The sequence below is a fragment of the Lentzea sp. NPDC006480 genome (assembly GCF_040611995.1).
GTDB lineage: Bacteria > Actinomycetota > Actinomycetes > Mycobacteriales > Pseudonocardiaceae > Lentzea.
The window spans coordinates 1-26018 of the sequence record NZ_JBEXPJ010000124.1; the positions used below are offsets into that span (position 1 = coordinate 1).

The following is a 26018-nucleotide window of genomic DNA, read 5'->3' on the forward strand; positions in this document are numbered from 1 at the left end:
GCTGTACTCCTCCGCCCTGAGGCCTGGGCCGGGATCGAGGTCGACGTGCGCGACCAGATCGCCGATCAGCTGCTCCGCCCGTGGACTGTCAGACGCGATGCCGCGCGGGACGACCACGAAGTCGAGGTCACCCGGTTCCCGCGCGGCCTCGCCGAACCACTCGCGCATCACCACGCTGCCGCGCAGGACGAGGTTCCGGTGCCAGGCCGACTCCTCGCCGATGAGGTGCAGGAGGTGCGCCATCGCCCTGCGCCGCTGCGCCAGCCAGCGCGCTCCCTGCTGCGGGTCGGCGAACCTCGGGTCACTACCCCGGAAGCCGTGGTCGAAGTGCTTGAGCGCCGGGTCGAACACCGCGCGTTGCGTGACGTCGACACCGGGCTTGAGGGAGAGCGGCTGGTAGGTCGACGGAAACCCCTCCATCCCCGCCGGTGCCTGCCGCAGCCACTTCTCGCTGGTGGAGACGCCGCGCCGGAACTCGAACCAGCCGTCGTCGACGTGCAGCGCGTCGTCATCGACGACGTACTCCTCCTCGACTTCCAGCACCTCGAACTGCTCCAGGTCGTCGAGGAGTGCCTTGAGCTGCGCCTTCGCGGTGTCGCGTCCCACGCCGAAGCACCGCTGCGTCACGAACCGTTCTTCCTGGTAGTCCTCGCGGCGGCGACGAGCGTTGCGGGAGACGTGCGCGTGGTGGGGTTTAACGGCCTTGAAAACGCCGACGTGCCACTCCTGCGGCAACAACAGCTTCACGTGGTGCTCGAAGTAGCGCTCCGGATCGGCCTCGGCGTCGGTCCTCGGCACGCCCTCGTTCCACGGCGCCGCCTCGATCTTGACCCTGATGACGTACAGCTCGGCCGCGATCATCCGCTGACGCCAGTCCGCGGCGGTCGCCCGCACCTCGTCGATCGTGCCCCGCGCGCCGATCGTGAGCATCGGCTGGGACGGCGTCTCGCCGCGCTGCAGCTCGATGTGGCTGAACTTGAGCTCGTGCAGTTCGGCGAACTCCCCCAGCTCGCGGGCCTGCCACGGCGAGCCGGTCAGATGCAGCTCGAACTCCCCGGAGAACATCCGATGACCCTAGTGGGGAATAGCTCGCGCCCCTGTGCGTTAAGGTAGATGCAAACGCATAGAACTTGAGACTGAAGGAGGCGGGTGCCGTGCAGTTCGGAATCTTCTCGGTGAGCGACATCACCAGGGACCCGGTGAGCGGCGAGACCCCCAGCGAGGCCGAGCGGATCGACGCGATCGTGCAGATCGCCGAGAAGGCCGAGGAGGTCGGGCTCGACGTGTTCGCGATCGGCGAGCACCACAACCCGCCGTTCTTCTCGTCCGCGCCCACCACGCTGCTGAGCCACATCGCGGCGAAGACCAAGAAGCTGATCGTCAGCACCGCGACGACGCTGATCACCACGAACGACCCGGTGCGCATCGCCGAGGAGTACGCGATGCTGCAGCACCTGTCGAAGGGCCGCATGGACCTGATGCTGGGCCGCGGCAACACCGCGCCGGTGTACCCGTGGTTCGGTCAGGACATCCGGCAGAGCCTGCCGCTGGCGCTGGAGAACTACAACCTCCTGCACCGGTTGTGGCGCGAGGACGTCGTGGACTGGGAAGGCAAGTTCCGCACGCCGTTGCAGGGCTTCACCTCGACGCCCCGGCCGCTGGACGACCTGCCGCCGTTCGTGTGGCACGGCTCGATCCGCACGCCGGAGATCGCCGAGCAGGCCGCGTTCTACGGTGACGGGTTCTTCGCGAACAACATCTTCTGGCCGAAAGAGCACTACATGCGGCTGATCAAGTTCTACCGCGAGCGGTACGCGCACTACGGCCACGGCACGGAGAAGCAGGCCATCGTCGGTCTCGGCGGGCAGGCCTACATCGCGAAGCGGTCGCAGGACGCGAAGAACGAGTTCCGGCCGTACTTCAACGAGGCGCCGGTCTACGGGCACGGGCCGAAGATGGAGGACTTCATGGAGATGACGCCCCTGTCGGTCGGCAGCCCGCAGGAGGTCATCGACAAGACGCTGACCTTCCGCGAGCACTTCGGCGACTACCAGCGCCAGATGTTCCTGATGGACCACGCCGGTCTGCCGCTGAAGATGGTGCTGAACCAGCTGGACCTGCTGGGCGAGGAAGTGGTTCCGGTGCTGCGCAAGGAGATCGAGTCGCGCCAGGATCCGGAGACCGCCAAGCCGCCGACGCACGCCCTGCGCGTCAAGGAGAAGTACGGCGACCAGCCGGCCCGTCAGCCCAGGCCGAACGCCAACCGGGGTGACAACGTCACGGGTGGCTCGCCGTACCAGGACAACCAGTGACCCGAGCGAACGAGGCGTGGGAGTCCCTGATGAGGGCCTACGCCGTGCTGATGAAGCAGTTCAACGCGGAGGACGTCTGGGGCGACCTGACGATGCGGGAGTACGACGTCCTCTACACGTTGTCCAAGTGCGACGGTCCGCTGAGGATGAGTGAGCTGAACCGCCACGTGCTGCTCAGCCAGCCCGCCCTGTCCCGCATGGTCGACCGTCTGGTCGACCGCGGGCTGGTCGAGCGGTGCCCGGATCCCGGTGACCGCCGGGGTGTGCGCCTGTCGCTCACCCCGGAAGGCCGCAAGGTCCAGCAGGAGATCGGCCGCCCGCACGCTCGCAGCGTCACCCGCGCGTTGAACGTCCTTACGCCAGAAGAACTCGAACAGCTCGCTGTGATCACCGCGAAGCTCGCGGGGAACGAGGAGAAATGACCACCCAGAAGCAGCTCGTGATCGTCTCGGCCGGTACGAGCGACCCGTCGTCGACGCGGCTGCTCGCCGACCGGGTCGCCCAGCGCGTGGCGACGCTCGGTCTCGGCAAGGAGCTCACCGTCGGGATCAGGACGATCGAGCTGCGCGAGCTGGCCGGCGAGATCGCGAACGCGTTGGTGTCCAACCACATCGGCCCGAAGCTGCAGAAGGCGATCGACGCCCTGCAGCACGCCGACGGCATCGTCGCCAGCACCCCGGTCTACAAGGCGGGCGCGAGCGGGCTGTTCACGTCGTTCTTCCAGATCCTGGACAACGACCTGCTGATCGCGAAGCCCGTCGTGCTCGCCGCGACCGCCGGTACGGCCAGGCACGCACTCGTGGTCGACGACCAGATGCGCGGCCTGTTCGCCTACCTGCGGACGATCGTGGTGCCGACGTCGCTCTTCGCCGCGACCGAGGACTGGACCGACCCCGGCCTGAACAAGCGGATCGACCGCGCGGCCCTCGAACTCGTGGCGCTCATGGCGTCCGCGTTCGAGAAGACGGTGCGCGACGAGTCGTGGGGCCGCTACCAGCACGAGTTCGGCAGCGCGGGCGGCACCGAGCTGTCGATCGACCTCGACTCGGACCTGATGAAGCTGGCCGCGGGCGGTTCCGCGAGCTAGAAGTCCGCACCGCGCGAGAGCGTCTCGTGCGCGCGGAGTTCCACGAGTGCGTTCTCATGCATGGTCACGGCGGCGTCGTACGCGGCGCCGCCGAGCACGATCCGGCGCGGCGGCTCGGGTGCGTTCATCGCGCTGAGGACCGCCCGCACTCCGCGTTCCGGATCACCGGGCTGCTTGCCGTCCTGGTCCGCGAACGTCGTCCGGATGCCTTCCACCAGACCGAGGTAGGCGTCGACGGTCTCGCGGACCGGCTCGTCCTGGAAACCGGCGTAAGCCTTGGTGCGGAACGATCCCGGCTCGACCACCAGCACCCGCACGCCGAACGGCTCGACCTCCTGGCGCAGCGTCTCCGACAGCCCTTCGAGGGCGAACTTCGCCGCCGAGTAGTAGCCGAACCCCGGCACGCCGACGAGCCCGGCCAGGGACGACATCATCACGATCCACCCGCTGCCTCGCCGGCGCATGCCCGGCAGGACCGCCCGCAGCACCTCGACCACCGCGAAGAGGTTCAGGTCGAACGTGCGCCGGATCGTCTCTTCGGCCGCCCCCTCCACCGAGCCGTACCAGCCGCGGCCCGCGTTGTTGACGAGCACGTCGATCCCGCCGAACCGCTCCTCGGCCGCCCCGACGGCCGTGCGCACCTGCTCGGCGTCGGTGACGTCGAGCGGCAGGACCAGCACGCGGTCACCGTGCCCCGCGGCCCATTCCCGCAGCTCATCGGGCCGACGCACGGTAACGGCGACCTGATCGCCCTGCTCCAGCGCGGCCTCGGCGTAGGCCAGGCCGAACCCGCCGGGCGTCCCTCCGGTGATGAACCAGGTCCTCATCGCGCTTCTCCCATCGCTATAGAAAGCTATGTAGCGCTACATACGCTACTGTAGCGATATGCAGAACGCACGGGACCGGCTCCTGCTCGCGGCAGCCGAACTGCTGGACGGTGGCGGCACGGTGTCGACGAGAGCCGTGTGCGAACGGGCCGGGGTGCAGGCGCCGACGCTGTACCACCACTTCGGCAGCAAGCAGGGGCTGATCGACGCCGTGCTCAACCACGGCTTCACCCAGTACGTCGCGGTGGAGAGCTCCGGAGACCCGCTCGGCGAGCTGCGGGAGGGCTGGGACAGGCACGTGCGGTTCGGGCTGGAGCACCCGTCGTTCTACGGGCTGCTCTACGGCCGGGTCGAACCGGGAAAGCCGTGCGCCGTAACGGCTCCCGCCCACGCCGCACTGCGCGACAGGTTCACCGAGGCCGCTCGCGAAGGCCTGCTCACCGCGCCGCCGGACGACGCCGCGGAACAGCTGCTCGCCGCGAACGTGGGCGTCACGCTGACCCTGATCGCCCAGCCCGAGCCGGACTTCGGCCTGTCCGCCCGCGTCCGCGAGGCCGCACTCGCCGGGGTGGTGCGCGGCACGAAGGCCGAGGCACCGACCCGCGCGAACGCCGCCCTCACCCTGCGGGCACTGGTGGACGCGGACCCGGCGGACCTGTCGCCGGGCGAACGCACGTTGCTCGGCGAACTGCTGGACCGGCTGGCTCAGGCATAGGGCAGCACCTTCTTCTCCAGGTAGGACAAGCCGTAGAACAGCCGACGCTGATGATCGCGAGCAGGGTCATCGCCGCGAACGCGAGCGGGGCGTCGGCGCTCGCACCGGACGTGTAGATCACGTAACCCAGTCCGGCACGGGCGCCGACGAACTCGGCGATCACCGCGCCGACGGACCATGCTCGCTCGACGGCGAGTGGTTCGTCGTGGAGATGGCCTACTTGCTCAGGTAGGGCTCGATCTCCTCGGGCTCGACGACCCGGCGAACCTCGACCGAGATCTCGTCGATCCCGGCGAAGCAGACGATGTACTCCTCCGCCAGCGCCGTCGCCTCGGCCAGGTCCTTCGCGCTGATGATCATGAACCCGCCGACGACCTCCTTGGCCTCGGCGAACGGCCCGTCGATCGACTTGACCTCGGCACCGCGCCTGCGCACCACCGAGCCGGCCTGCTGCACGCCGTCAGCGGCGAGCAGGGCGCCGTTCGCGACCAGCTTCTCGATGAAGCCGTTCATCCGCTCGATGAGCTCCGGGTTCGGCTCCCACGAGGCCGGGTCGTCCTCCTGGACTCGGTGAATGAGCATGAACCGCATGTTGTTCTCCTCGTTGTCGACTGGCAGCGGCCATCCGCTGCCACCCCTGCGTCGATCGACGTCATGACGCTTTCGACATTTCGACATCATGACCCGGTGAACTTTTCCAGGTTGGTCGTTCCGCTGCTGAGCATGTGGTTCTTCGGCAACCTCTACGAGCAGGTCGTGTGGAACCCGCAGCTGCTGGCCGATCCGCGGCCGGGGTCGCTGGTCGGCACGTTCGCGGCGGGCAGCCCGGTCTACTACTACCTGCCGTGGGCCCCGCTCGCCGTGGTGCTGGCGGTCGTCACCCGTGCGCCGCGGCCGGCGCTGGCGTGTCTCGCGGTGTCGGTCGCGCTCAAGGTCCTGCTGATCACGCAGGTCAACCCGGTGTTCCGCGACCCGGCCGTCAGCCGCGACGTCGTGCACGCCCACGCGGTGCTGTGGGCGTGCGGCAACGGCGCCGTGCTCATCGCGGTGGCGGCAGCGATCCTGCTGGTGCAACGAGCTCGGCGCGGCGGGACACGAGGTGGTCGGCCGTCCGCAACGCCAGTGCGGCCATCGTGAGCGACGGGTTGGAGGTGCCGAGCGACGGCATGCTGCCGCAGCCCACCGCGTACAGGTTGGGGTGGTCCCAGCAGCGTTGCCACTGGTCCACGACCGAGGTTTCCCGATGCGTGCCCATGACGTGCGTGCCGCCACCGTGTCCGGCACCCCAGTAGCGCAGTGGTTCGCCGTTGTGCTCGAAGTAGCGTTCCTCGTCGGGCTTGTACGACGTGTAGTCCTCGGCTTTGAGCATCTCGAACAGCTGGTCCGACACGCGTTTCGCGGCCAGGAGCCCGTTTTTCACGTAGTCCGACAGTCCGTAGTGGATGCTCGGGCGCGGGTTGCCCAGTGCGTCCACTTCTGAGGCCAGCGTGACGCGGTTCGACGGGTCGGCTTCCTGCTCGATCTCGAACTGCAGCGTGAACTGCCTGCCGACCCGTTCCGCGACCGCTTTCCTCAAGGCGTTGCCGCGGAGACCTGCCGCGACGAACTCGGCCGTGTCCGAGTCAGGACTGCCCGCCGACCAGCCCCAGCCCCAGTTGCCGATCTCGACGCGGAACGGTGCTCGCTCGGCGCGCTCACCTCCGGCCCGGAACGCCTCGATGCTCGTCGTCGAGCCCGGCCCGCGGAACGGGCCGATCGGCTGGGGCATCAAGGCCCACGTCAACAGAGCGGGGTGGTCCATGAGGTTGCGGCCGACCTGGTCGCTGCTGTTCGCGAGGCCGGACATGAGCAGCAGCTTGGCGTTCTCGATCGCGTGCGCGGCGAGCACGACCACGTCCGCCTCGACCTCGTGCCGCGTGTGCCTGCCGGTCGTGTCATCGGTGTAGCGCTGGTAGCTGACCTTGGTGATGCGCCCGAACTCGTCGGCGTGCACCCGGTTCGCGACGCATCTCGTGCGCAGTTCTACGTTGGGCGACCAGCGTTTCTGGGTGCGGAGCGGGGTGTACTTGGCGTTCTCCGGGCACACCGGCACACAGCTCGCGAATCCCGAGCACAGGTGTCCGTCGGGCCGGTAGCCGCTGGTGGCGATTCCGTTGCGCGCCTGCGGTGTGCCGGTGATCAGCAGTTCGCGGCCGTCGATGCGCTGTCCGTCCACAACGGACGCGACGGCGTGGTCGAGATATGTGCGGGGCAAGGCGTGCATGGGATACGCGTAGCCGTCCGCGACCGGGACGTGCTGCCGTTGCTCATCGGCGTCGGCCGAGACCCCGATCTCCCACTCCGCAGCGCGGTAGTAAGGCTCCAGGTCGTCGTACTCGATCGGCCAGTTACGCCCGCGGCCCAGATCCGCGGTGTGGAAGTCCTCGGGGTGCATGCGCGGCGTGATGCCGGTCCAGACGGTGCCGGTCCCGCCGTTCATCCGCAGGTAGGGACTGCTGTAGGCGAACGGCCCTGTGTTGATCACGTAGTCGCTCGACGGCGCGGCCACCGTGGTCCGGTAGGGCGCGAGCGGTGACTTGATGAGTGCGGTGTGGAACCGTCGCACTGCCTCGTCGTGTTCGGTCTCGGCGCCGGCCTCCAGCACGAGCACCTGAAACCCGTTGTCCCCCAGCACTTTCGCGATCAGCGAGCCGGCGAACCCGGCCCCGACCACCACGGCCCTCATCAGACGCTGCTTCTGGGTCTGCGCTCCCAGCTCCCGAACCCGGGACCTGCCGTGCCCGGCGCGGGTGCGTTGACGGCCTTCCAGGCCAGCCCCTCGGCGTAGGCGCGGGAACTCGGGATCACCCCGCGCCACACGCCGGTGTACCAGAGCTGGATCAGCTCGGCGTCCGACGCGTCCTGCGCGAGCACGCGGTACTGCTCGACCAGTCCGGTCGACCTCAGCTCTTCCGCCGAGAACCCGGTCAGCTCGGCGAACAACTCCACGAAGGCGTCCATGGCGCCATCCTGGGCGGAGGATCTGTCCTGCGCCAAACGATCTGAGCAATGCTCACCCGCGTGGCCCAACCTCCATCTCGCCGAGCAGCGACCAGTCGTCCTGCTCCAGCACCGCGTTCACGATCTTCGGCGTCTCCTCCAGGTACGGCGGCAGCTCGGCCTGCGCGACCTTGAAGTGCGCGGACTGCACGTGCGCGGCACCCGCGTCGCCGTCCCGGAACGCCTCGACGAGCACGTACACGGTCTCGTCGTCGATGCTTCGCGACCAGTCGAACCACAGACAGCCCGGTTCGGCGCGGGTGGCCTCGGTGAAGCCGCGGGAGATCTCCGGCCAGGTGTCCGCGTACTCGGGCAGGATCCGGAACTTGGCGGTGATGAAGATCAAGACGGCCTCCTTCGGGTGATCGCTGCACCAACCCTATGGGGTGGCGCCGGGCCTGTGCGCGGTGAATCCGGCCGAGCGAAAGCCTTCGCGCCCACGGACCCGAGCTCAGCCAGCGGGTCCGGCGATCCTGGGCCATCATCGGCCCGTGCCCGAGATGATCGACACCCGCCGGCGCAACCTGGTCGTCGCGGCCGTGCTGCTCGCCATGCTGCTGGCCGCCCTCGACCAGACGATCGTGTCCACCGCGCTGCCCACGATGGTGGCCGACCTGGGCGGCGGCCCGCACCTGTCGTGGGTGGTGACGTCGTACCTGCTCGCCGAGACGATCATGACGGTGCTGATCGGCAAGTTCGGCGACCTCTACGGGCGCAAGAAGACGTTCCTGGTCAGCGTCGTGCTGTTCCTGGTCGGCTCGTTCTTCGCGGGCTGGTCGGAGTCGATGGGCATGCTCATCGCGTTCCGGGCGGTGCAGGGGCTCGGCGCGGGCGGGTTGATGGTCACCTCGACGGCGATCATCGCGGACGTCGTGCCGTTGCGGGAGCGCGGGAAGTTCCAGGGGTTCGCGGGCGCGGTGTTCGGCATCGCGACGGTGGCCGGGCCGTTGCTCGGCGGCCTCTTCGTCGACCACCTGAGCTGGCGGTGGGCGTTCTACGTCAACATCCCGCTCGGCGTCGCGGTCGTGCTGGTGGCGATCGCCGCGCTGCCGACGATCAGGGCCGACGGGCATCCGAAGATCGACTACGCCGGAATCGCGCTGATCGCGCTCGCCGCGACCGGGTTGACGCTGGTCACGAGCTGGGGTGGCACCGAGTACCCGTGGACGTCACCGACGATCCTGTGGATGGCGGCGGGGTCGATCGTGTTGCTGGTGGCGTTCGTGTTCGTCGAGCAACGCGCGGCAGAGCCGATGCTGCCGATGAGGTTGTTCCGCAGCAGGGTGTTCACGGTGTCGGGGATTCTGAGCTTCGTCGTCGGGTTCGCGATGCTCGGCGGCATCACGTACCTGCCGATCTACCTGCAGTACGTGCGCGGCGAGTCGGCCACCGCGTCCGGGCTGTGGATGCTGCCGCTGATCGCCGGGCTGATGTCGACGGCGCTGTTGACGGGCAACACGATCAGCCGCACCGGCAAGTACCGCGCGTTCCCGATCGTCGGGTCCGTGCTGCTGACCATCGGCATCTTCCTGCTGTCCTATTTGGACGCCGACACCAGCTACTGGGTCATGGGCGCGTTCATGGTCGTGCTCGGCGCGGGCATCGGCCTGGTGATGCAGGTGCCGGTGATCGTCGTGCAGAGCACCACCAACTACTCCGACCTCGGCGTCGCCACGTCCGGCATCAGCTTCCTGCGCACGATGGGCAGCTCGTTCGGCGTCGCGATGTTCGGCACGATCTACGCGAACCAGCTGCCGAAGCACCTGGTGGTGCCGCCGGGTGTGGACCCACGCGCGATCGCCAGTCCGGCCGCCGTGCACGCGTTGCCCGCGGCGCTGAAGGCGCCGATCGTCGCCGGGTACGCCGAGACGGTGTCGACGATGTTCCTGATCGCGGCGCCGATCGGGCTGGTCGCCCTGCTCGTGGCGTTCTTCCTGCCGCAGGTGCAGTTGCGAGACACCTCCCGGGCCGCCGCGACGGGCAACAGCGGGGTGGGCGAGAGCTTCGCCGCGCCGCCGTCGAACTCCTACGACGAGCTGCGCAAGCTCGTCTCGACGGTGGTCTCGAAGTCGAAGGACGATCCAGGACTGGCGGTTCTGCTGCGGTCCGGCGTCGACCTGCCGCTGGAGCAGGCGTGGCTGCTCGGGCGGGTCTACCGCGCGTCGACGGATGACGGCATCGCGACACTGGACGAGATCGCCGAGATGACCAAGGTGCCCGGCGGGATCTTCGAACCGACCGCGCGGGCGCTGGTGCAGTCCGGGCACCTGGCGAACGGCGGCGACGGCTACCGGTTCACCGACCTCGGCTCGGACGTGTTCACGCAGCTCGTGCACGCGTGGCGGTGCTGGCTGCTCGACCAGCTCGAGGACTGGCACGAGCCGGACCAGCGCGACTTCGCGCAGGCGCTCGACTCGTTCACCGACGAGCTGATCGAGAGCGGCCGTCAGCTGAGCCGGGTCTAGATCCGGGCTTGCAGGGCCGCGGCTTCCGAGACGCGGCCCTGTTCCTCGTACATCTCCAGCGCCCGCGTCCACTGCTCGCGTGCTTCAGCGTCGTCTCCCGCGGCTGACAGCACGTCGCCGAGGTGTTCCAGCACCGTCGCCTGCTCCGCCGAGTTGTCCAGCTCCCGGTACAGCGCCACCGCTTCTTCGTAGTGCGCGACGGCGTCGGCGTGCCGGCCGTCGTGGTGGGCGATGTGCGCGAGACTGTCCAAGGTGGCCGCAGCGCCTTCGGGGTGGCCGAGCTTGTTGTTGAGCAGCATGGCTTCCTCGCAGTACGTCCGCGCCTCGGCGTACCGGTTGAGGCAGGCGTAGCGCCAGCCGACCTCGTTCAGCGACTCGGCCTCGCGGATCTCGGACCCGGCCGCGCGGAACTTCTCCAGGCCCTGCAAGGAGTGGTGCAGCGCCTTCTCCAGGTCGCCCTCGAACTCCGCCGCCCACGCCATCGCCCGGTGCGCGGAGCCGTGCGCCGCGTGGTCGTCGGACTGCGCGAACAGCGCCAGGCTGCGGTCGAAGTGCTGGTGTCCCAACCGCGACTGGCCGAGCTCGACGTAGTTCGCGCCCAGGCACATGTGCGCGGTGGCCTGTTTGCTCGCGTCGTCGAGAGCCTCCGCGGCTTTCAACGCGCCGAGCCACGCCTCGACATCGTCCGACGTGCGTCCGCGGCGCAGGTGGTAGTTGTTCAACGTGCGGCCGAGCATCCACGCCACGTCGAAAGCGCCGCGCTGCAACGCACTGCGCTGCTCGGTCATCAGGCAGGCGTGCTCGGCGTCGAACCAGGCCATGGCGGCGGCGTTGTCCTTGAACTCCAAGACGTGGCCGCTTTCGTGCTCGGGCAACACCTTGTGCGGTTCCAGCGTCATCGCCGCGGCCCTGGCGGTGGCCGCGTAGAAGTCGGCCAGCCTTGATCCCGCGTCGGCGGCGAGGTCTGCCGCGTACAGTCCGACGAGGTCGTGCATCCGGTACCGCGCCGGCACGTGCTGTTGCACCAGGTGCGCGTTTTCCAGCTCCCGCAACACCATCCGCGCCTTCGTTGCGGGACGGTCGAGCAGGGCCGCCGCCGCGGTGAGGCTGATGTCCTCCGAGCTGGTGGAGCCGAGCAGCTTGAAGGCTCTTGAGGCCTCGTCCGACAGCGCTGCCACGGACCACGAGAACACCGCGCGCAGGTTCGTGCCGATCTCACCCGCGTCCAGGGCGTCGAGGGGCTGTTCGCGCAGTTCCTCGGCGAACACGGCGAGCGGGAAGTCCGGGTCCATCGCGGCGCGGGCGGCGACGATCGAGAGCGCCAGCGGCAGCCCGCCGCACCAGCTCACGAGGTCCGCGACGACCTCGGGTTCTTCGGCCACCCGCTCGGCTCCGAGTCGTGCTTCCAGGAACTTCCGCGCGTCCGCCGGGTGCAGTGCGTCCAGGGAGATCGACCTGGCTCCGTGGGCCGCGACCAGTCCCGCGAGCTTGAGGCGACTCGTGACCAGCACCGTCGCGTCGGAGCCCGGCAGGAGCGGCACGACCTGTTCGGTGGAGCGGGCGTTGTCGAGCAGCACCAGCATCCGTTTTCCGGTGATGAGACTGCGGTAGCGGGCCGCCCGTGCGTCCAGCCCGGCGGGAATCGTCTTCTCCCCCAAGGCTTCCAGGAACTCGCGCAGCACGTTCTCCGGCGGCGTCGGTGTGGCCGTGGGATCGAAGCCGCGCAGGTTCACGTACAGCTGGCCGTCCGGGAAGGCGTTCAGGTTCCGGTGCGCCCAGTGCAGCGCCAGCGCCGTCTTGCCGATGCCGCCGGTGCCGCCGATCGCCGTGATGACAACGGTTCCGGACGGGTCGAGCGCCTTGAGCTCGTTCGTGCGGCCGGTGAACCACGGGTGCGGCGCCGGCAGCTGCCGTGGGCCTTCGGGCGCCGCCTCGCCGGCCAGGATGCGCTGGTGCACGTCCTGGAGCGGCTTGCTCGGGTCGGCGCCGAGCTCGTCGGCGAGCCTGCGCCTGATGGTCTCGTAGTGCAGCAACGCCTCCGCGTCGTTGCCCGCAGCGTGCAGTGCCTGCATCAGTTGTGCGGCAAGGCGTTCGTCGTGCGGGCGTTCCTCCGCGGTCCGCCTCAGGGACGGCAGCAGCTCGGCGTGCCGGTTCTGGGCGAGCGCGAGGTCGTTGCGGTCGAGTTCAGCGGCAGTGCGTTCGGCGTGCAGGCTCTCCCGCAGCGCGTCGAACCACGGCGACTCCAGGCCGTCCAGCGCCTGCCCGCGCCACAGCCCGAGCGCCTCGTCGAGCGCGCCCTGCCGTACGAGTGCGCGGAAACGGAACAAATCGACCTGCGATGGATCTACCGTGAGCCGGTATCCGGCCGGGGAGCGCTCGATGTCCAGTCCGAGCAGTTTGCGGAGCTTTGACACGTACCCGTAGAGCGTGTCACGGGCTCTGAGCGGCGCCCGCTCACCCCACACGCGGTCGAGCAACCGGTCGACCGGGACCGGCTTCCCGTCCTCCACCAGCAGTGCCACCAGCACAGATCGTTGCCGGACGTGGCCGATCTCCACCGCCTCACCGCGGTCGCGCACCTCGACGGCACCGAGCAGCCCGAACTCCAAGATCACCCCTCATCAGCCGATTCAAGGTTCATCCTAGGTTCGTCCTTGATCAAAGGGGCAACGTTCCGGTCGCGGGCCGAACGGCTCGCGGGACATCTCCCGGATCAGCTATCGAGGGGTATTCGTGAAGTCTCGCAATCTCGTCCTGGCAGCCGCAGGTCTCGCGCTCGGTGTGAGCGGACTCCTGCCCGTGGCCGCCAGCGCGCAGACCTCCGGCGACGTGTCCGTCCAGGCGGTGCACCGCAAGTCGGCGGCCTGTGCGTCGCCGAGCGGCCAGAAGATCAACATCTCCTGGGGCGACGGCAACGTCACGACCACGGTCTACTACAACAACCACTGCAACCAGGCTCGGGCGATCGAGCTGGAGTTCGTGCGCGAGAACGGCACGATCTTCACCAAGTGCTTCGTCGCGCCGGCACGCAAGAAGGACAGCAAGGAGATCGACAACAGCAACCCGAACAAGGTGTCGATCCTGAGCCGCAGCACCTGCCCGTGATGCGGTAACCGATGCTCGGAGGGCCCCTTGTCATCATCCGGCAGCCCAGCCATCGGGGGCCCTCCACCGGTTCCTCCTTTGAAAGATCACCCGAGCGGACCAGGGCGTACTTGTTCCTCCACATGCGACCCTGGAGTCGATGAGCCACACGCGAATCGGGTCGTTCAACGTGGAGAACATGTTCGAGCGCCCCAAAGTGATGGGCCGCAACGCTGTGAAGCACGCGGCCCCGGTGCTGGCCGCCCACGCCCGGTTCAACGAGCTGATCGCTCTCGAGACGTACACGCCTTCAGTCAAGGATGAACTGCGCGAAAACCTGGCGACGCTGGAGTTGCTGCGAAGTGACCGCAGCAAGTACGCGATCCTGCGACGCATCCGCGGCCGTTTCCTCGCGCGCCACAAGACCGGCGAAACCTCAGTCGTGGCAAGCGGTCGCGAGTCCTGGGTGGGATGGGTCGAACTCACCACCGAACCCATCAGCGAGCTCGCCACCCGCCACACCGCCCAGGTGATGCGCGACGTCGGCGCCCACGTCCTCGGCGTGGTCGAGGCCGAGTCGCGCGAGCTCCTGCACATGTTCTCCGCTTCGATGCTCAAGCACGTCGGCTGGACCCCGTACGAGGAGGTCCACCTCATCGACGGCAACGACGAGCGCGGCATCAACGTGGGCCTGCTGACCCGCGACGCGCACCAGGTCATCACCATCCGCACGCACGTGTACGCGCGCGACACCTCGGGCATCGTCTTCTCCCGCGACTGCGCCGAATACCACGTGCGCACCCCGTTCGGCCCTGAGGTCGTCGTGCTGGTGAACCACCTGAAGTCCAAGGGCTACGGCTCCCCCGGCGACCCGATCGGCGCACGCCGCCGCTTCCGCCAGGCCGTCCGCATGGCCCGCATCGTGAACCGGCTGCGCGACGAGGGCCACGAGTACATCGCCGTCGTGGGCGATCTCAACGACACCGCCGACAGCGAGGCGCTGCGACCTCTGTTCCAGCGCACGGGCCTGCGCGACATCAGCGAGCACCCCGACTTCGAGTGGGACCACCGGCTCGGCACGTACCGCGGCGTGAACGAGAAGGGCAAGATCGACTACGTCCTGCTGTCGCCTTCGCTGTTCGCGAAAGCCGTCGGCGGTGGGGTGTTCCGCAAGGGTGTGTGGCGCGGTCCGCGGACCAAGAACCGTTGGGACGTCTACGAAACCATGACTGACGAGGTGCACGCGGCTTCTGACCACGCCGCGATCTACGCCGACATCGACTGGTCGCTCTAGACGCTCTGGCGGTTGCCTCGCCGACATCGCGAGGCCGGACATCGCGAGGCCGCGCTAGACCACCTCGACGGTCACCTCGATGACGTCGCCCGGCCCGACCTCGTTCTTCTTCCGCACGGCCGCCTTGATCGGCAGCACGTAACACCCGGACTGCTTGTCCGGGAACACCGACGTCGACCAGTTGCTGGCGCCCACGCCGACCCTGACCTTGACCGAGCCGAAGCCCGCTCCGGGCGTGGCGATGTCGCGGATCTGGTCCGAGACGTCCTCGGGCAGCGTGACGAAGGTCCAGGTGTCCATGCGCCTGGCGTCCCAGACCCACAGCTCAGCATCGAAGACGAACATCGGTCCATTCTCACAGCGGCGCGCTGATGTGGAAGTCCCGGTCGATCGCCGCCGCCAGCCGCTCCCCCATCCCGTACGGCGCCCACGTTCTGACCAGCTCCAGGAACCCCTGCATGTCCCGCTGAACCCGGCCGAGGTGCTCCGGCAGGTCCGCGATCCGGATCTCGCACGCGGGCCCGCCAGTGCGCCGCCCGTCCGGCCACAGCCGCGCGACGCCGTCCGCGAACTCCACGCCCGGTTCAGGATCGTGCCCGAGCCACGGCGCCCGGCCGTCCAGGAGCTGCTGCCAGTCGCGCCACGTCTCCAGCCCGACGCAGCAGCCGGGCTCGATCTCCACCCCGGTCCCGATGTCCCGCACGAGCAGGCCCCCGCTCGCACTGACCTTCCGGTCCAGCAACACCCCGAGCATCGACGGGCCGTCCGCTTCGACCTTCTGCTGGTTGGTGAACTGGGCGATGGCGGCGAGCGCGGTGCCGACGTCCTCCCGAGACATGCGGCCGGACAGCACCACATCGCCGTCCGAGTACGGGCCGGTCGGCCAGTCCGGGAAGCTGACGAGGTGGTGGGCGGCGAGGGCGGCGGACATCTCGATCACGGCGACATTGTGCGCGACGAACGAACCTGGAGCGGCGCGCTGATGTGGAAGTCCTCGTCGAACCGCGAGGCCAGCCGCTCCCCCAGGCCGTCCGGCGCCCACCGCCGCACCAGCTCCAGGAACCCGACGAGGTCCTGCCGCACCCGGCCGAGCAACTCGGGCAGGTCCGCGACCGGGATCTCGCACGCGGGCGAGTCAGGCAGCTCGGCGTCCTGCGACACCCTCACCGCGTCCGCGACGAACTCCACCCCCGGCTGCGGCGAGTGCCCGAGCCACGGCACCTGGCCGTCGAGCAGCTCGCTCCAGTCACGCCAACTCTCCAGTCCCGCACAGCAACCAGGCTTGATCTCCACACCGGTCCCGGTGTCCCGCACCTCCAGCCCACCGGCCGTGGTGATCAGCTCGTCGTCCAGCAGAGCGTGAAGCATCTCCGGGCCGAAGTCCTCGTCCTCGCCGTACTCGGCGATGGCCGCGAGCGCTGTGGCGACTTCGTCCCGCGTCATCCGTCCGGACAGCGCGAGGTAACCGCCAGTGACTTCCAGGACCGCCTTCATCTCGATCACTCATCCATTGTGGTGACGAACGCCACCGACCAAATCGGTCGGTAAACCTACCGAACCGGTCGGTAAACACCGTAAAGTCGGCCACGTGCCACGACAGCCCAAGGCCGGAGTCGACGAGAAGATCCTCGACGCCGCCGCCGCGCTCTTCGCGCGGCACGGTTTCGAGCAGACGTCGCTCAAGACGCTCGCCGATGCCGTCGGTCTGTCCAAAGCCGGTCTGCTGCACCACTTCCCGAGCAAAGACGCTCTCTTCGAAGCGGCGTGGGAGCAGAGCTGCGTGCTGAGCAGGCACGTGCTCGAACTGGTCACGCCGATGCCGCCGGGACCACAACGCGAACGCAGGGTGCTGGAGTTGCTCACCGACATCGCGCTCGACCGGCCGGGGCTGGTGGCGCTGCTGTTCCGCTCGATGACCGCACCGGGCGAGGACCCCCAGCAGGCGCAGGACGAACTGATGCTCAACGAGATGTTCGTCATCGAACCCGAGAAGGAACTGGCCCGCGCGATCCGCATCGTCGGCGCCCTGAGCGCCATGGCCGTGCTCACCCTCCTGGCCAACCAGGAAGGCGACAAGACCACGTGGCGCCCCTTGATCCTCGCTACCTGTTACGACGCACTCGGGCACCGGGAGGCCTGAACATCATGGCGAAACTGCTCTACCGACTCGGCAGAAGTGCGCACCAGCACCGGCTCGCGGTCGTCCTCATCTGGCTCCTGGTCCTGATCGGCGCGGGTGCCGGTGCCTTCACGCTCGGCGGGGAGACGTCCAACTCGATGTCGATCCCCGGCCAGGAGTCGACGACGGCGCTCGAGCGCATCCAGGACAAGTTCGGCTCCGGTGAGACCGCGACCGCACGAGTGGTCCTCAAGGCGCCGGACGGCCAGAAGCTCCCGCAGCACATCAAGGCGATCACCGACTTGGTCGCCGACGAGGCCGCGCTCAAGGGCGTCAAGCAGGCGACCAACCCGCTCGACCCCGCCGCGCCGAGCGTCAACAAGGACGTCAACGTCGGCTACAGCACGGTCACCTACGACGTGAAGCCCGGTGAGGTCACCGGCGAGCAGCGCGCCGACCTCATCAAGGCCGTCGACAAGGCGCGGAACGCGGGCCTGACCGTCGAGGTCGGCGGCACCGCGATGCAGGAGACGCCGCACGTCGGCGGACCCACCGAGGCCGTCGGCGTCGTGCTGGCGCTGGTGATCCTCGCGCTGACCTACGGCTCGCTCGTCACCGCGGGCATGAACCTGCTGTCCGCCGGCATCGGCGTCGGCATCGGCACGCTCGGCATCACCATCGCGTCCGGGTTCATGGACCTGCAGTCGACCACGCCGATCCTCGCCTCGATGCTGGGTCTCGCGGTGGGCATCGACTACGCCTTGTCCATCATCAACCGCTACCGCCAGGAACTGCGCCGCGGTTCGGACGTCGGCCACGCCGTCGCCACCGCGGTCGGCACGGCGGGCTCCGCGGTCGTCACCGCCGGTCTCACCGTCGTGATCGCGCTGGTGGGTCTCGCGATCGCGGGCATCCCGTTCCTGACGCAGATGGGCGTCTCGGCCGCCGCCACGATCATCGTCGCGGTGCTGATCGCGGTCACGCTGGTGCCCGCGGTGCTGAGCATGCTCGGCCGCCGCGTGCTGACCCGCAAGGAGCGCGCGCAGACCAGCTCCGAGCCCAAGGACCGCGGGGTGATCCGCGGCTGGTCGAAGGCCGTGACCCGCAACCGCGTGGTCGCGCTGCTGCTCAGCGTCGTCGCGCTCGGCATCGTCGCGATCCCGGTGGCCTCCATGGACACCACGCTGATCCAGAAGCCGCCGGCCAACTCCACGCAGGAACGCGCCAACCAGATTCTGGCGCAGGGCTTCGGCGAGGGCTTCAACGGCCCGATCCTCGTGCTCGTCGAGGGCAACGGCGCCGCCGCGACCGCCGCGAAGGCCGCCGAGCCGATCTCCAAGCTGACCGACGTCGCCCTGGTGACGCCCGCCCAGCCGAGCCCCGACGGTTCCGCCGCGCTGGTCACGGTCATCCCGAAGTCCGGCCCGGACAGCACCGCCACCGAACAGCTCGTCGCCGACCTGCGCACCGAACTGTCCACTCTCGACGGTGGCAAGGCCTACGTCACCGGCGCCACCGCGGTGAGCGTCGACGTGGCCACGTCGCTGGACCACGCGCTGCCGATCTACCTGGCCGTCGTCGTGGGCCTCGCGCTGGTGCTGCTGATCCTGGTGTTCCGCTCGCTGCTCGTGCCGCTCGTCGGCGTGCTCGGCTTCCTGCTGACCATCGGCGCGTCCCTCGGGGCCACGGTGGCGGTGTTCCAGTGGGGCTGGCTCGCCGACGCGGTGAACCTCGACAGCACCGGCCCGCTGATCAGCCTCACCCCGATCCTGGTGATCGGCATCCTGTTCGGCCTCGCGATGGACTACCAGATCTTCCTGGTGTCCCGGATGCACGAGGCGCACCACCGCGGCGCCAAGCCGATCGAGGCCATCACCACGGGCTTCCGCCAGGCGGCACCGGTCGTCGTGGCCGCCGCGCTGATCATGTTCTCGGTGTTCGCGGGCTTCGTCCCGGCGGGCGAGGCGACCGTGAAGTCGATCGCGTTCGCCCTGGCGGTCGGCATCTTCGTGGACGCCTTCGTGGTCCGCATGGTGCTCGTGCCCGCCGCGCTGGCCCTGATCGGTGAGCGCGCCTGGTGGCTGCCGAAGTTCCTGCGCTGGCTGCCGGAGCTCGACGTCGAGGGCACCGCACTGGAGGAGATCGAGAACGAGAAGCGCGAGCCGGTCACCGTCTGACCGATTCCGCTCACCAGTCCGTCATGTCCGTGGTCTGATCGCGGGCATGGCGGACTTCTCGCAGGAAGAGCTCGACGAGCTGATGGGCGACGTCCTCGACGGCGGGGCCGACGAGGAGAGCATCGCCGCACTCCCCCGCCTCGCGGACCTGGCCGACGACCCCGAGCTCGGCGAACAGGCCGTGGCGCTCGCCGGCGCGATCATGGCTTCGGGTGCCGCACGAGACGAGCACCTGGCAGACAGGTTCCTGGCCGCGTCGAACCGGCTGCTACCCACGGCCAACGGCTACTACGGCTGTCTCCTGGCCGGGCAACTGGCGTTCGAAGGCACCGAGTACTGGCCGCGCCTGGCCCACGGGCTGGACATGCGCTACTACGACGTCCCGTGCCCGAGGTGCGACACGACCATCTGGCTGGTGTTCGAGCTCGGCATCGCGAAAGCCTCGTACATCGACGAGATCGGTGACACGAGCCCGTTGCGACCGGTTGAACCCTCAGCGCTCACGGGCACCGCGCGCAGGCTCTACGACACCGCCGCGGCACACGGCCGGCAGTCAGTGATGGACGCGATCCGGCACGTGTTCGGTCAGGCGACGTGCCCGCTGTGCGCGACGGAGTTCTCCGTCGCCGGCCGCGTGCTCTGAAGCCGGCGGACCCACCGGGCCACCGTGCGGGGCGGCGGCTCCACGGCCCCGCCCAGGTGGGCCACCACGGTCAGGTCGACGCCACCGGGCTCCTCGACCGCGATCGACCACCCGTGGCATTCGGTCCACAACAGAGCGACGTCACGATCGGGGAAGTCGGGCAACCGGCCGTCGACCGCGATGTACACCCGCAGCGGCTTGTCCCGATCCACACAGGACGACTCGCCGCTCAGTCCGAGCTCGCGGGTGACCCGCCACGCGTACTGCCTCGCCACGCTGTTCACATGGCCCGGCTACCCCGTGACGGGCCCCGCAATCACTGTTCCGATCCAGGTTTCACTCGCCGAAGTCGCCGAAGTCCTCGAACGCGTCGTCGAGCATCTCGCCCATCACCATGCCGCCCACGACACCCGCGGCGCCGGCCGCGACGACCGTGCCCATCCCCATGCCACGACCGTGGTGACCGCCGTGGTGTCCATGCTGGTCATAGCCGTGCTGGTCATAGCCGTGGTAGGCACCACCGCGCTCCGCCACCTGAGCCAGCCACCCGTTGACGGACGTCGCCCAGTCGGCCACCTGGGCCTCCTGGTGCGACAGCCGGAAGTGACCGAACGCGTCGCCGCCCGACGAGAACATGCCGCCGCGCTTGTCGGCCTCCAGGATCACGAACAACTCGTGCGGCGACGCCACGAACGTCAGCTCGACCTGCTGGATCCGGCCGGCGAAGTGGGCGGGCGGGAAGAACTCGATCTCCTGGTAGAAACCGAGCTCCTGCGGCACGCCGTGCAGGCGGCCCGCCTCGACGTCCGCGCTGCGGAAGCCGAAACCGAGCTGCCCGAACGCGGTCAGCACCGCGTCCTGCGACGGGAGCGGGTGGACCAGCACCGGGTCGAGGTCGCCCTTGTCCGGCGCGCCCGCGATCACGAGCTCGGTCCGCACGCCCACGGTCATGCCGGGCAGCTGCGCGCCGCCGACCGCCGTGATCGGGGTCTCCCACGGGATGGGCAGCTGGAACGGAATCGACACCGGCTGACCTGCGGCGACGCGCACGCTCTGTGCCACCACCACTCGCAGGAACTCGGACACGCCGCCGTACTCGTGGTCGCCGTGCTCGACCTCGACACGCGTGACGAGCGACAGCACGACCTGGCCGATCTCGGCGTCCGCGCTGCCACCCTGGATGCGCACCTGCCCGGTGACGAGCTGTCCGGGCGTGGCGTGCGGTGAGTCCAGCACCGTGTCGACCGACGGGCCGCCGACGCCGAAGGCGCTGAGCATCCGCTTGAACATTTACCGTTTCCTCTCGCGGGTGTCGGTTTCGTCCTCGAAGTCGCCGATCAGCTCTTCGAGGAGATCTTCAAGTGCGGCGATACCCACGGTCTCGCCGTCTTCGACCAACGCCAGCTGCGACCGCTCGGCACGCATCTCGGTCACGGCCTGAGCGACCGGCATCGACGCGGGCAACGTCAGCACCGGGCCCATCAACGTCCGCGCCGAGGGATCCTCACCGCGCGCCGTGGCCCGCATGGCCTCGCGGATGTGCACCAGGCCGACGTACCGGCCGCGCAGGTCGGTGACCGGGAAGCGCGACCGTCCACACTGGAGGCTGCGCCGCTCGATCGCCCGCGCCGTGGTGTGTTCCGTGACCGACGACGTCTGCGCGATCGGCACCATCACCTCGCGCACGGTCGTCCGCTGGACCTGCAGCATCCGGGTCAGCAGCCGTTGCTGGCCCTCGGGAATCAGGCCGTGCTCGGCGGACTGGCGCAGCAGCATCCGCAGGTCGTCCGGCCGGTGCGCCTGCGCCAGCTCGTCCTGCGGCTCGACCTTCATCAAGCGCAGCAACGAGTTCGTCGTCGAGTTCAGTCCGCTGAGGATCCAGCGGACCGAGCGGGCGAACGCGCGGAACGGCAGCGCCAGGATCAGCGCCGATCGTTCGGGATGCGCGATGGCCCACGACTTCGGCGCCATCTCGCCCACCACCATGTGCAGGAACACCACCAGCACCAGGCTGATCGCGAACGCCACCCCGTACGCGAACGCGTCCGGCAGGCCGAGCCACGTGAAAGCCGGTTCCAGCAGGTCCGCGACGGCCGGCTTGGCCAGCGCGCCGAGGCCCAGCGTGCACAACGTGATGCCGAGCTGGGCGCCCGCGAGCATCAACGACAGCTCACGCACCCCCGCCACGGCAGCGCGCGCCGCCCGGGACGTCTGAGCCGCCTGCTCCAGCCGGTGCCGCTTCGCCGCGATCAACGCGAACTCCGCGGCCACGAAGAAGCCGTTCAACGCCAGCAGAACCAGTGAGATCGCGATGCTCATCGGGACAGCACCACCGTGTCCGGCACGTTGCGCGCCACCGCGGCCACCCGCAGCGTCACGCCGTCCAGCACGACCTCGTCGCCGGCTTCCGGAACGCGCCCCAGCTGGTGCAGCACCAGGCCCGACACCGTGTCGTAGGCGTCGCCGACCGGCAGCTCAACGCCGGTGGCGTCCTCGATCTCGTCCAGCCTCATCCGGCCGGGCACGCGCCAGTCGTCGCCGACCTTCTCGATCAGGGCCGCGACCAGGTCGTCCTCGTCGTGGATCTCGCCGACCAGCTCCTCGGCCAGGTCCTCCAGCGAGATCACGCCCGCGAACCCGCCGAACTCGTCGACCACGCAGGCGAGCTGACGGCGTTCGGCCCGCAGCCTTTCCAGCACCGCGGGCAACGGCAACGTCGCGGGCACGACCAGCGCGGGCGAGGCGATCTTCTCAATGGCCACCGACGAGCGCTCTTCCGGCGGCAACGTCAGCACCTCGGCCAAGCCAACGACTCCGCGCAGGTCGTCGCGGTCCTCGCCGACCACCGGGAAACGCGAGTTCCCGGTGTCCAGCAACGAGATCACGCGCGCGGCGGGCTCGTCGAACCGTACCGTGTGGACGTTCACGCGCGGCGTCATCGCCTGGTCCGCGACGAGTTCGCGGAACCCGATGCCGTGCTCCAGCAGCTGGGTGAGCTCGGGATCCAGGTGCCCCTGCTCCCCCGCGTCCTCGACGATCGCCTTGAGATCCTCGGGCGTCGCGCCCTGCGGCAGTTCCTCCACCGGCTCGATGCCGATCGCGCGCAGCAGCCGGTTCGCGGCCGCGTCGAACAGCCTGATCACCGGACCCGCGATCTTGAGGTACACCAGCGTGGACGAGCTGAGAGCGAGCGCCAGCCGTTCGGGACGGGCGATCGCGAGGTTCTTCGGCAGCAGCTCACCGAGCACCATCTGCACGAACGTCGCGAACACCAGCGCGATCACCATCGAGAACGGCACGCCCAGGCCGGTACCGAGCAACGGCTCGGCTACGTAACCGACGAGCAACGCCGTCACCGTGATGCCGAACTGGGCACCGGACAGCATGAACGAGAGCTTCTGAGTCACGCGGAGAGCACGCTCGGCGGCCTTCGAACCGGCCTCGGCGAGCTGCTGCAGACGGCCGCGATCGACCGCCATGTACGCGAACTCCTGAGCGACGAAATACCCCGTGGCGATCGTGAGCACCACGATGGCGAGCAAGCCGGATGCGATCAACAAGACGCACCCGGCCACGTACTGCAGCCGTCTGTGTCGGCTTCATCAGGCATACTCCAACAGTAGCACGTAGCACTGTACGGTTTCCGGGACGGAGGTCGCCTGTTTTGTCCGAATCACTGGTGAAGATCGGCGAGCTCGCCGCCCGCGCGGGAGTCAGCATCCGCACCGTCGACTACTACACGACCCTCGGCCTGATCAGCCCAGCCCAGCGCACCGCGAGCAACTACCGCCTCTACCGCGCCGACGACGTGGAACGCATCCACCTCGTGCAGCGCCTGGAGGTCCACGGCCTGCCGCTGGAAGACATCGCACGGGCGTTCACCGCCGGTCCCGCCGACACCGCCGAGGTGCTCGGCCAGATCGACACCGACCTGCGCGCGCTCCAGGAAGCCGCCGACGCCGCGTCCCCGGAGACGCACGGCCTGCTCGCGGTGATCGCCGGCCGGGTCCACTCGCTGATCACCATCGCCCTGCAGCTGCCACCCGACCTGCCGCTCTAGGCGACGAAAATTCGGGACTCGCCCCAGCCCCGCCGCTCACGCCAAGGTGAGAAAGCCGCCTCCGCCGCGCCTCGACCCGGCAGGAGTGAGCGATGGAGCTCCAGAGCAACCCGGTCAGCCGCCGCTGCTTCATCGGCGGTTGTGCCGCAACCGCCCTCACGACGGGCACGGCGACCGCTGATCCCCAACCGTGCGGCAAGCTCCCGCCCGGCACGGTCCTCGCGAAGAAGGCCGACGTGCCGCTCAACGGGGGTGTGGTCGTCTACTTCGACGACGAGACATCAGTTGTCGTGGCGCAGCCGAAGAAGGACACGTACACGGCGTTCGACGCCAAGTGCACGCACCAGGGCTGCATGTGCAGCGAGGTCGACCAGAACCTGATCATCTGCTGGTGCCACGACAGCCGGTTCAGCTCGGTGGACGGCAAGCGCAGGTCCGGCCCGGCCAGGAAACCGTTGCCGAGCATCAAGACGAAGATCAAGGGAGACGACATCGTCGTGGCGTAGGTAGGGTGGCGCCGTGGGGCTGCGCAGCGAGCACTGGTACGCGGGTCAGGACCGCAACGCCTACATCCACCGCGCCTGGATGCGCCGCGGCGCCCCGGACGACGCCTTCGCCAGACCGCAGATCGCGATCGCCAACACCGCCTCCGACCTCACCCCGTGCAACGCGCACCTCAACGAGGTGGCCGCGTCGGTGTCGAACGGCGTGCACGAGGCGGGCGGCGTGCCGTTGAACCTGCCCGTGGTGTCGCTGGGCGAGACGAACGTGCGCCCGACCGCGATGCTGTGGCGCAACATGGCCGCGATGGCCGCCGAGGAGATGTTGCGCGCCAACCCCGTCGACGGCGTGGTGCTGCTCGGTGGTTGCGACAAAACGATTCCCGCGCTGCTGATGGCCGCCGCGTCCGTAGACATCCCGGCCGTCGTGGTGCCGGGCGGGCCGATGCTGACCGGCACGTTCCGCGGTGTGCCGCTGGGCTGCGGCACGGACGTGTGGCGGCTGTCCGAGGAGGTCCGCGCCGGCACGCTGTCGCAGGAGGCGTTCGTCAAGTCCGAGTCGGCGATGATCCGCAGCCGCGGCCACTGCAACACCATGGGCACCGCCTCGACGATGGCCCTGGTCGCAGAAGCGCTCGGCACCACCATTCCCGGCGTGGCAGGCACTCCGGCGCCCGACAGCAGGCTCCTGGAAGCCTCGCACAGCACCGGAAAGCTGATCGTCGAGCTGATCGAGAAGGACCGCAGGCCCAGCACGTTCCTCACGAAAGCCAGCTTCCACAACGCGATCGTGGCGCTCGCGGCGATCGGCGGCTCGACGAACGCCGTGGTGCACCTGCTCGCCATCGCCGGGCGCCTCGGTGTCGACCTGACGCTGGACGACTTCGACCGCATCGGATCGGGTGTGCCGCTGCTGGTCGACCTCCAGCCGGCGGGCCGGTTCCTGATGGAGGACTTCCACCGCGCGGGCGGGCTTCTCGCCGTGCTGCGGGAAGTCCGCGACCTGCTCGACCCGGAAGCGTTGAGCGTCACCGGGAACCCGCTCGTCGACCACCTCGACGACGCGCCGATCTGGGACCCCGAGGTGATCCGCAGCCGCACCGAACCGATCATCGCCGAGGGCGGCATCGCGGTGCTGCGCGGCAACCTCGCACCGCGAGGCGCTCTGATCAAACCAGCCGCCGCATCGCCGAACCTGTTGCAGCACCGCGGAAAAGCCGTGGTGTTCGACAGCATCGAGGACTTCCACGCCCGCGTCGACGACCCCGATCTCGACGTGGACGCGGACTCCGTGCTGGTGCTGCGCGGATGTGGCCCGCGCGGCTATCCGGGCATGCCGGAGGTGTCGAACATGCCGCTGCCCAAGAAACTGCTGGAGCAGGGCGTGCGCGACATGGTCCGGATCTGCGACGGGCGCATGAGCGGCACCGCGTACGGCACGGTCGTCCTGCACGTGGCACCCGAAGCGGCCGCGGGCGGGCCACTCGGGCTCGTGCGCACCGGCGACGTCATCGTGCTGGACGTGGAGAACCGGCGGATCGACGTCGAGGCACCGGACTTCCTCTCCCGCGCACCGAGCGAGGCGATGTCGAAGGCGTTCGCCACGCCGTCACGCGGCTGGGAACGGCTCTACGTCGACCACGTGCTGATCATCGCCGACGAGCCGACCACCGCGCTCGACGTGACGGTGCAGGCC

Annotated in this window: 28 protein-coding genes; 14 read left to right on the plus strand and 14 right to left on the minus strand. The window is 69.0% G+C overall.

The features are described from left to right. The coding region (locus ABZX92_RS33960; RefSeq protein ID WP_355568572.1) for a hypothetical protein at positions 1 to 1065 on the minus strand (1065 nt) is incomplete at its 3' end. A gap of 89 nt (positions 1066 to 1154) precedes the next feature. On the opposite strand from ABZX92_RS33960, the gene ABZX92_RS33965 reads away from it, so the two are divergent. From ABZX92_RS33965 to ABZX92_RS33975, 3 genes are read left to right on the plus strand one after another with little or no spacing between them, the layout of a single operon-like run. Further along, positions 1155 to 2312 (plus strand): LLM class flavin-dependent oxidoreductase, encoded by a 1158-nt coding sequence (locus ABZX92_RS33965; protein WP_355568574.1) that lies wholly within the window; start codon positions 1155 to 1157, stop codon positions 2310 to 2312. Next, on the plus strand, positions 2309 to 2734 hold the full coding sequence (locus tag ABZX92_RS33970; RefSeq protein ID WP_355568577.1) for a MarR family transcriptional regulator: 426 nt from the start codon (positions 2309 to 2311) through the stop codon (positions 2732 to 2734). The genes ABZX92_RS33965 and ABZX92_RS33970 overlap by 4 nt, the downstream gene beginning before the upstream one ends. Further along, positions 2731 to 3399 (plus strand): CE1759 family FMN reductase, encoded by a 669-nt coding sequence (locus tag ABZX92_RS33975; RefSeq protein ID WP_355568579.1) that lies wholly within the window; start codon positions 2731 to 2733, stop codon positions 3397 to 3399. The genes ABZX92_RS33970 and ABZX92_RS33975 overlap by 4 nt, the downstream gene beginning before the upstream one ends. Here ABZX92_RS33975 and ABZX92_RS33980 read toward each other — a convergent pair. Next, positions 3396 to 4226, minus strand: a complete 831-nt coding sequence (locus ABZX92_RS33980; RefSeq protein ID WP_355568582.1) for an SDR family NAD(P)-dependent oxidoreductase — start codon at positions 4224 to 4226, stop codon at positions 3396 to 3398. The two genes, ABZX92_RS33975 and ABZX92_RS33980, sit on opposite strands and share 4 nt — an antisense overlap. 58 nt (positions 4227 to 4284) lie before the next feature. Here ABZX92_RS33980 and ABZX92_RS33985 point away from each other — a divergent pair, with 58 nt between their 5' ends. Then, entirely contained in the window at positions 4285 to 4941 is a 657-nt protein-coding gene (locus ABZX92_RS33985) for a TetR/AcrR family transcriptional regulator (protein WP_355568585.1), read from the plus strand. 216 nt (positions 4942 to 5157) lie between these two features. Here the strand turns inward: ABZX92_RS33985 and ABZX92_RS33990 are convergent, their stop codons facing one another. After that, a complete protein-coding gene (locus ABZX92_RS33990; protein ID WP_355568588.1) occupies positions 5158 to 5532 on the minus strand; it encodes a YciI family protein in 375 nt (124 codons plus the stop codon). Between the two features lie 96 nt (positions 5533 to 5628). Between ABZX92_RS33990 and ABZX92_RS33995 the strand changes: the two genes are divergently transcribed. After that, on the plus strand, positions 5629 to 6078 hold the full coding sequence (locus ABZX92_RS33995; RefSeq protein WP_355568591.1) for a hypothetical protein: 450 nt from the start codon (positions 5629 to 5631) through the stop codon (positions 6076 to 6078). Here the strand turns inward: ABZX92_RS33995 and ABZX92_RS34000 are convergent. The 3 genes from ABZX92_RS34000 to ABZX92_RS34010 are packed head-to-tail and all read right to left on the minus strand — an operon-like array spanning position 5981 to position 8326. Next, positions 5981 to 7666: a GMC family oxidoreductase gene (locus ABZX92_RS34000; protein ID WP_355568593.1), complete on the minus strand. Its 1686-nt coding sequence runs from the start codon at positions 7664 to 7666 to the stop codon at positions 5981 to 5983. The genes ABZX92_RS33995 and ABZX92_RS34000 overlap by 98 nt on opposite strands. Then, the gene (locus tag ABZX92_RS34005; RefSeq protein WP_355568596.1) at positions 7666 to 7941 is read right to left on the minus strand and encodes a hypothetical protein; all 276 of its coding nucleotides are present in this window, start codon (positions 7939 to 7941) and stop codon (positions 7666 to 7668) included. Before ABZX92_RS34005 ends, ABZX92_RS34000 begins: the two co-directional genes overlap by 1 nt. A 52-nt stretch (positions 7942 to 7993) precedes the next feature. Continuing rightward, positions 7994 to 8326: a putative quinol monooxygenase gene (locus ABZX92_RS34010; RefSeq protein ID WP_355568599.1), complete on the minus strand. Its 333-nt coding sequence runs from the start codon at positions 8324 to 8326 to the stop codon at positions 7994 to 7996. Positions 8327 to 8480: 154 nt separating this feature from the next. Between ABZX92_RS34010 and ABZX92_RS34015 the strand changes: the two genes are divergently transcribed. Further along, positions 8481 to 10445: an MDR family MFS transporter gene (locus ABZX92_RS34015; RefSeq protein ID WP_355568647.1), complete on the plus strand. Its 1965-nt coding sequence runs from the start codon at positions 8481 to 8483 to the stop codon at positions 10443 to 10445. Here ABZX92_RS34015 and ABZX92_RS34020 read toward each other — a convergent pair. Continuing rightward, positions 10442 to 13060, minus strand: coding sequence for a BTAD domain-containing putative transcriptional regulator (locus tag ABZX92_RS34020; protein ID WP_355568602.1), 2619 nt, complete (start codon positions 13058 to 13060; stop codon positions 10442 to 10444). The genes ABZX92_RS34015 and ABZX92_RS34020 overlap by 4 nt on opposite strands. Before the next feature lie 118 nt (positions 13061 to 13178). Between ABZX92_RS34020 and ABZX92_RS34025 the strand changes: the two genes are divergently transcribed. Both ABZX92_RS34025 and ABZX92_RS34030 read left to right on the plus strand, forming a co-directional pair. Continuing rightward, complete coding sequence (locus tag ABZX92_RS34025) at positions 13179 to 13550, plus strand: hypothetical protein (protein WP_355568605.1); 372 nt, start codon at positions 13179 to 13181, stop codon at positions 13548 to 13550. A gap of 139 nt (positions 13551 to 13689) precedes the next feature. Beyond that, entirely contained in the window at positions 13690 to 14823 is a 1134-nt protein-coding gene (locus ABZX92_RS34030; RefSeq protein WP_355568608.1) for an endonuclease/exonuclease/phosphatase family protein, read from the plus strand. Positions 14824 to 14877: 54 nt separating this feature from the next. On the opposite strand, the gene ABZX92_RS34035 is transcribed toward ABZX92_RS34030, so the two are convergent. The 3 genes from ABZX92_RS34035 to ABZX92_RS34045 are packed head-to-tail and all read right to left on the minus strand — an operon-like array spanning position 14878 to position 16326. Next, positions 14878 to 15168 carry a DUF1905 domain-containing protein gene (locus ABZX92_RS34035; RefSeq protein ID WP_355568610.1) on the minus strand — a complete coding sequence of 97 codons (291 nt, stop codon included), beginning with the start codon at positions 15166 to 15168 and terminating at the stop codon, positions 14878 to 14880. 10 nt (positions 15169 to 15178) lie between these two features. Beyond that, a complete protein-coding gene (locus ABZX92_RS34040; RefSeq protein WP_355568613.1) occupies positions 15179 to 15763 on the minus strand; it encodes a hypothetical protein in 585 nt (194 codons plus the stop codon). Continuing rightward, complete coding sequence (locus tag ABZX92_RS34045; protein WP_355568615.1) at positions 15760 to 16326, minus strand: hypothetical protein; 567 nt, start codon at positions 16324 to 16326, stop codon at positions 15760 to 15762. The genes ABZX92_RS34040 and ABZX92_RS34045 overlap by 4 nt, the downstream gene beginning before the upstream one ends. 85 nt (positions 16327 to 16411) lie before the next feature. Here ABZX92_RS34045 and ABZX92_RS34050 point away from each other — a divergent pair, with 85 nt between their 5' ends. Genes ABZX92_RS34050 through ABZX92_RS34060 form a run of 3 tightly spaced genes read left to right on the plus strand, consistent with a single transcriptional unit; the run spans position 16412 to position 19762 of the window. Then, complete coding sequence (locus ABZX92_RS34050; RefSeq protein WP_355568618.1) at positions 16412 to 16963, plus strand: helix-turn-helix domain-containing protein; 552 nt, start codon at positions 16412 to 16414, stop codon at positions 16961 to 16963. Positions 16964 to 16968: 5 nt separating this feature from the next. Then, positions 16969 to 19119, plus strand: a complete 2151-nt coding sequence (locus ABZX92_RS34055) for an MMPL family transporter (protein WP_355568621.1) — start codon at positions 16969 to 16971, stop codon at positions 19117 to 19119. Between the two features lie 46 nt (positions 19120 to 19165). Continuing rightward, positions 19166 to 19762, plus strand: a complete 597-nt coding sequence (locus ABZX92_RS34060; RefSeq protein ID WP_355568624.1) for a hypothetical protein — start codon at positions 19166 to 19168, stop codon at positions 19760 to 19762. Here the strand turns inward: ABZX92_RS34060 and ABZX92_RS34065 are convergent. The 4 genes from ABZX92_RS34065 to ABZX92_RS34080 all read right to left on the minus strand — a co-directional run bounded on the left by ABZX92_RS34065 (position 19705) and on the right by ABZX92_RS34080 (position 23319). Further along, entirely contained in the window at positions 19705 to 20037 is a 333-nt protein-coding gene (locus ABZX92_RS34065) for a DUF6292 family protein (RefSeq protein WP_355568627.1), read from the minus strand. The genes ABZX92_RS34060 and ABZX92_RS34065 overlap by 58 nt on opposite strands. A gap of 61 nt (positions 20038 to 20098) precedes the next feature. Further along, positions 20099 to 21052: a sporulation protein gene (locus tag ABZX92_RS34070; protein WP_355568630.1), complete on the minus strand. Its 954-nt coding sequence runs from the start codon at positions 21050 to 21052 to the stop codon at positions 20099 to 20101. Then, a complete protein-coding gene (locus ABZX92_RS34075) occupies positions 21053 to 22081 on the minus strand; it encodes a hemolysin family protein (protein ID WP_355568632.1) in 1029 nt (342 codons plus the stop codon). Beyond that, positions 22078 to 23319, minus strand: coding sequence for a hemolysin family protein (locus ABZX92_RS34080; RefSeq protein WP_355568635.1), 1242 nt, complete (start codon positions 23317 to 23319; stop codon positions 22078 to 22080). Before ABZX92_RS34080 ends, ABZX92_RS34075 begins: the two co-directional genes overlap by 4 nt. 107 nt (positions 23320 to 23426) lie before the next feature. On the opposite strand from ABZX92_RS34080, the gene ABZX92_RS34085 reads away from it, so the two are divergent. The 3 genes from ABZX92_RS34085 to ABZX92_RS34095 all read left to right on the plus strand — a co-directional run. Continuing rightward, positions 23427 to 23822, plus strand: a complete 396-nt coding sequence (locus tag ABZX92_RS34085) for a MerR family transcriptional regulator (protein ID WP_355568638.1) — start codon at positions 23427 to 23429, stop codon at positions 23820 to 23822. Positions 23823 to 23914: 92 nt separating this feature from the next. Then, positions 23915 to 24328 (plus strand): Rieske (2Fe-2S) protein, encoded by a 414-nt coding sequence (locus ABZX92_RS34090; protein WP_355568641.1) that lies wholly within the window; start codon positions 23915 to 23917, stop codon positions 24326 to 24328. A gap of 13 nt (positions 24329 to 24341) precedes the next feature. Beyond that, positions 24342 to 26018 (plus strand): dihydroxy-acid dehydratase (locus ABZX92_RS34095; protein ID WP_355568644.1); only part of this gene is annotated, 1677 nt, incomplete at its 3' end.

Excerpts from the sequence above, each read along its gene's own strand:
- ABZX92_RS33975 (WP_355568579.1), top strand. The coding sequence starts at position 2,731 with ATGACCACCCAGAAGCAGCTCGTGATCGTCTCGGCCGGTACGAGCGAC.
- ABZX92_RS33980 (WP_355568582.1), bottom strand. The coding sequence starts at position 4,226 with ATGAGGACCTGGTTCATCACCGGAGGGACGCCCGGCGGGTTCGGCCTG.
- ABZX92_RS33985 (WP_355568585.1), top strand. The coding sequence starts at position 4,285 with ATGCAGAACGCACGGGACCGGCTCCTGCTCGCGGCAGCCGAACTGCTG.
- ABZX92_RS33990 (WP_355568588.1), bottom strand. The coding sequence starts at position 5,532 with ATGCGGTTCATGCTCATTCACCGAGTCCAGGAGGACGACCCGGCCTCG.
- ABZX92_RS34000 (WP_355568593.1), bottom strand. The coding sequence starts at position 7,666 with ATGAGGGCCGTGGTGGTCGGGGCCGGGTTCGCCGGCTCGCTGATCGCG.
- ABZX92_RS34005 (WP_355568596.1), bottom strand. The coding sequence starts at position 7,941 with ATGGACGCCTTCGTGGAGTTGTTCGCCGAGCTGACCGGGTTCTCGGCG.
- ABZX92_RS34015 (WP_355568647.1), top strand. The coding sequence starts at position 8,481 with ATGATCGACACCCGCCGGCGCAACCTGGTCGTCGCGGCCGTGCTGCTC.
- ABZX92_RS34030 (WP_355568608.1), top strand. The coding sequence starts at position 13,690 with ATGAGCCACACGCGAATCGGGTCGTTCAACGTGGAGAACATGTTCGAG.
- ABZX92_RS34035 (WP_355568610.1), bottom strand. The coding sequence starts at position 15,168 with ATGTTCGTCTTCGATGCTGAGCTGTGGGTCTGGGACGCCAGGCGCATG.
- ABZX92_RS34055 (WP_355568621.1), top strand. The coding sequence starts at position 16,969 with ATGGCGAAACTGCTCTACCGACTCGGCAGAAGTGCGCACCAGCACCGG.
- ABZX92_RS34060 (WP_355568624.1), top strand. The coding sequence starts at position 19,166 with ATGGCGGACTTCTCGCAGGAAGAGCTCGACGAGCTGATGGGCGACGTC.
- ABZX92_RS34070 (WP_355568630.1), bottom strand. The coding sequence starts at position 21,052 with ATGTTCAAGCGGATGCTCAGCGCCTTCGGCGTCGGCGGCCCGTCGGTC.
- ABZX92_RS34075 (WP_355568632.1), bottom strand. The coding sequence starts at position 22,081 with ATGAGCATCGCGATCTCACTGGTTCTGCTGGCGTTGAACGGCTTCTTC.
- ABZX92_RS34090 (WP_355568641.1), top strand. The coding sequence starts at position 23,915 with ATGGAGCTCCAGAGCAACCCGGTCAGCCGCCGCTGCTTCATCGGCGGT.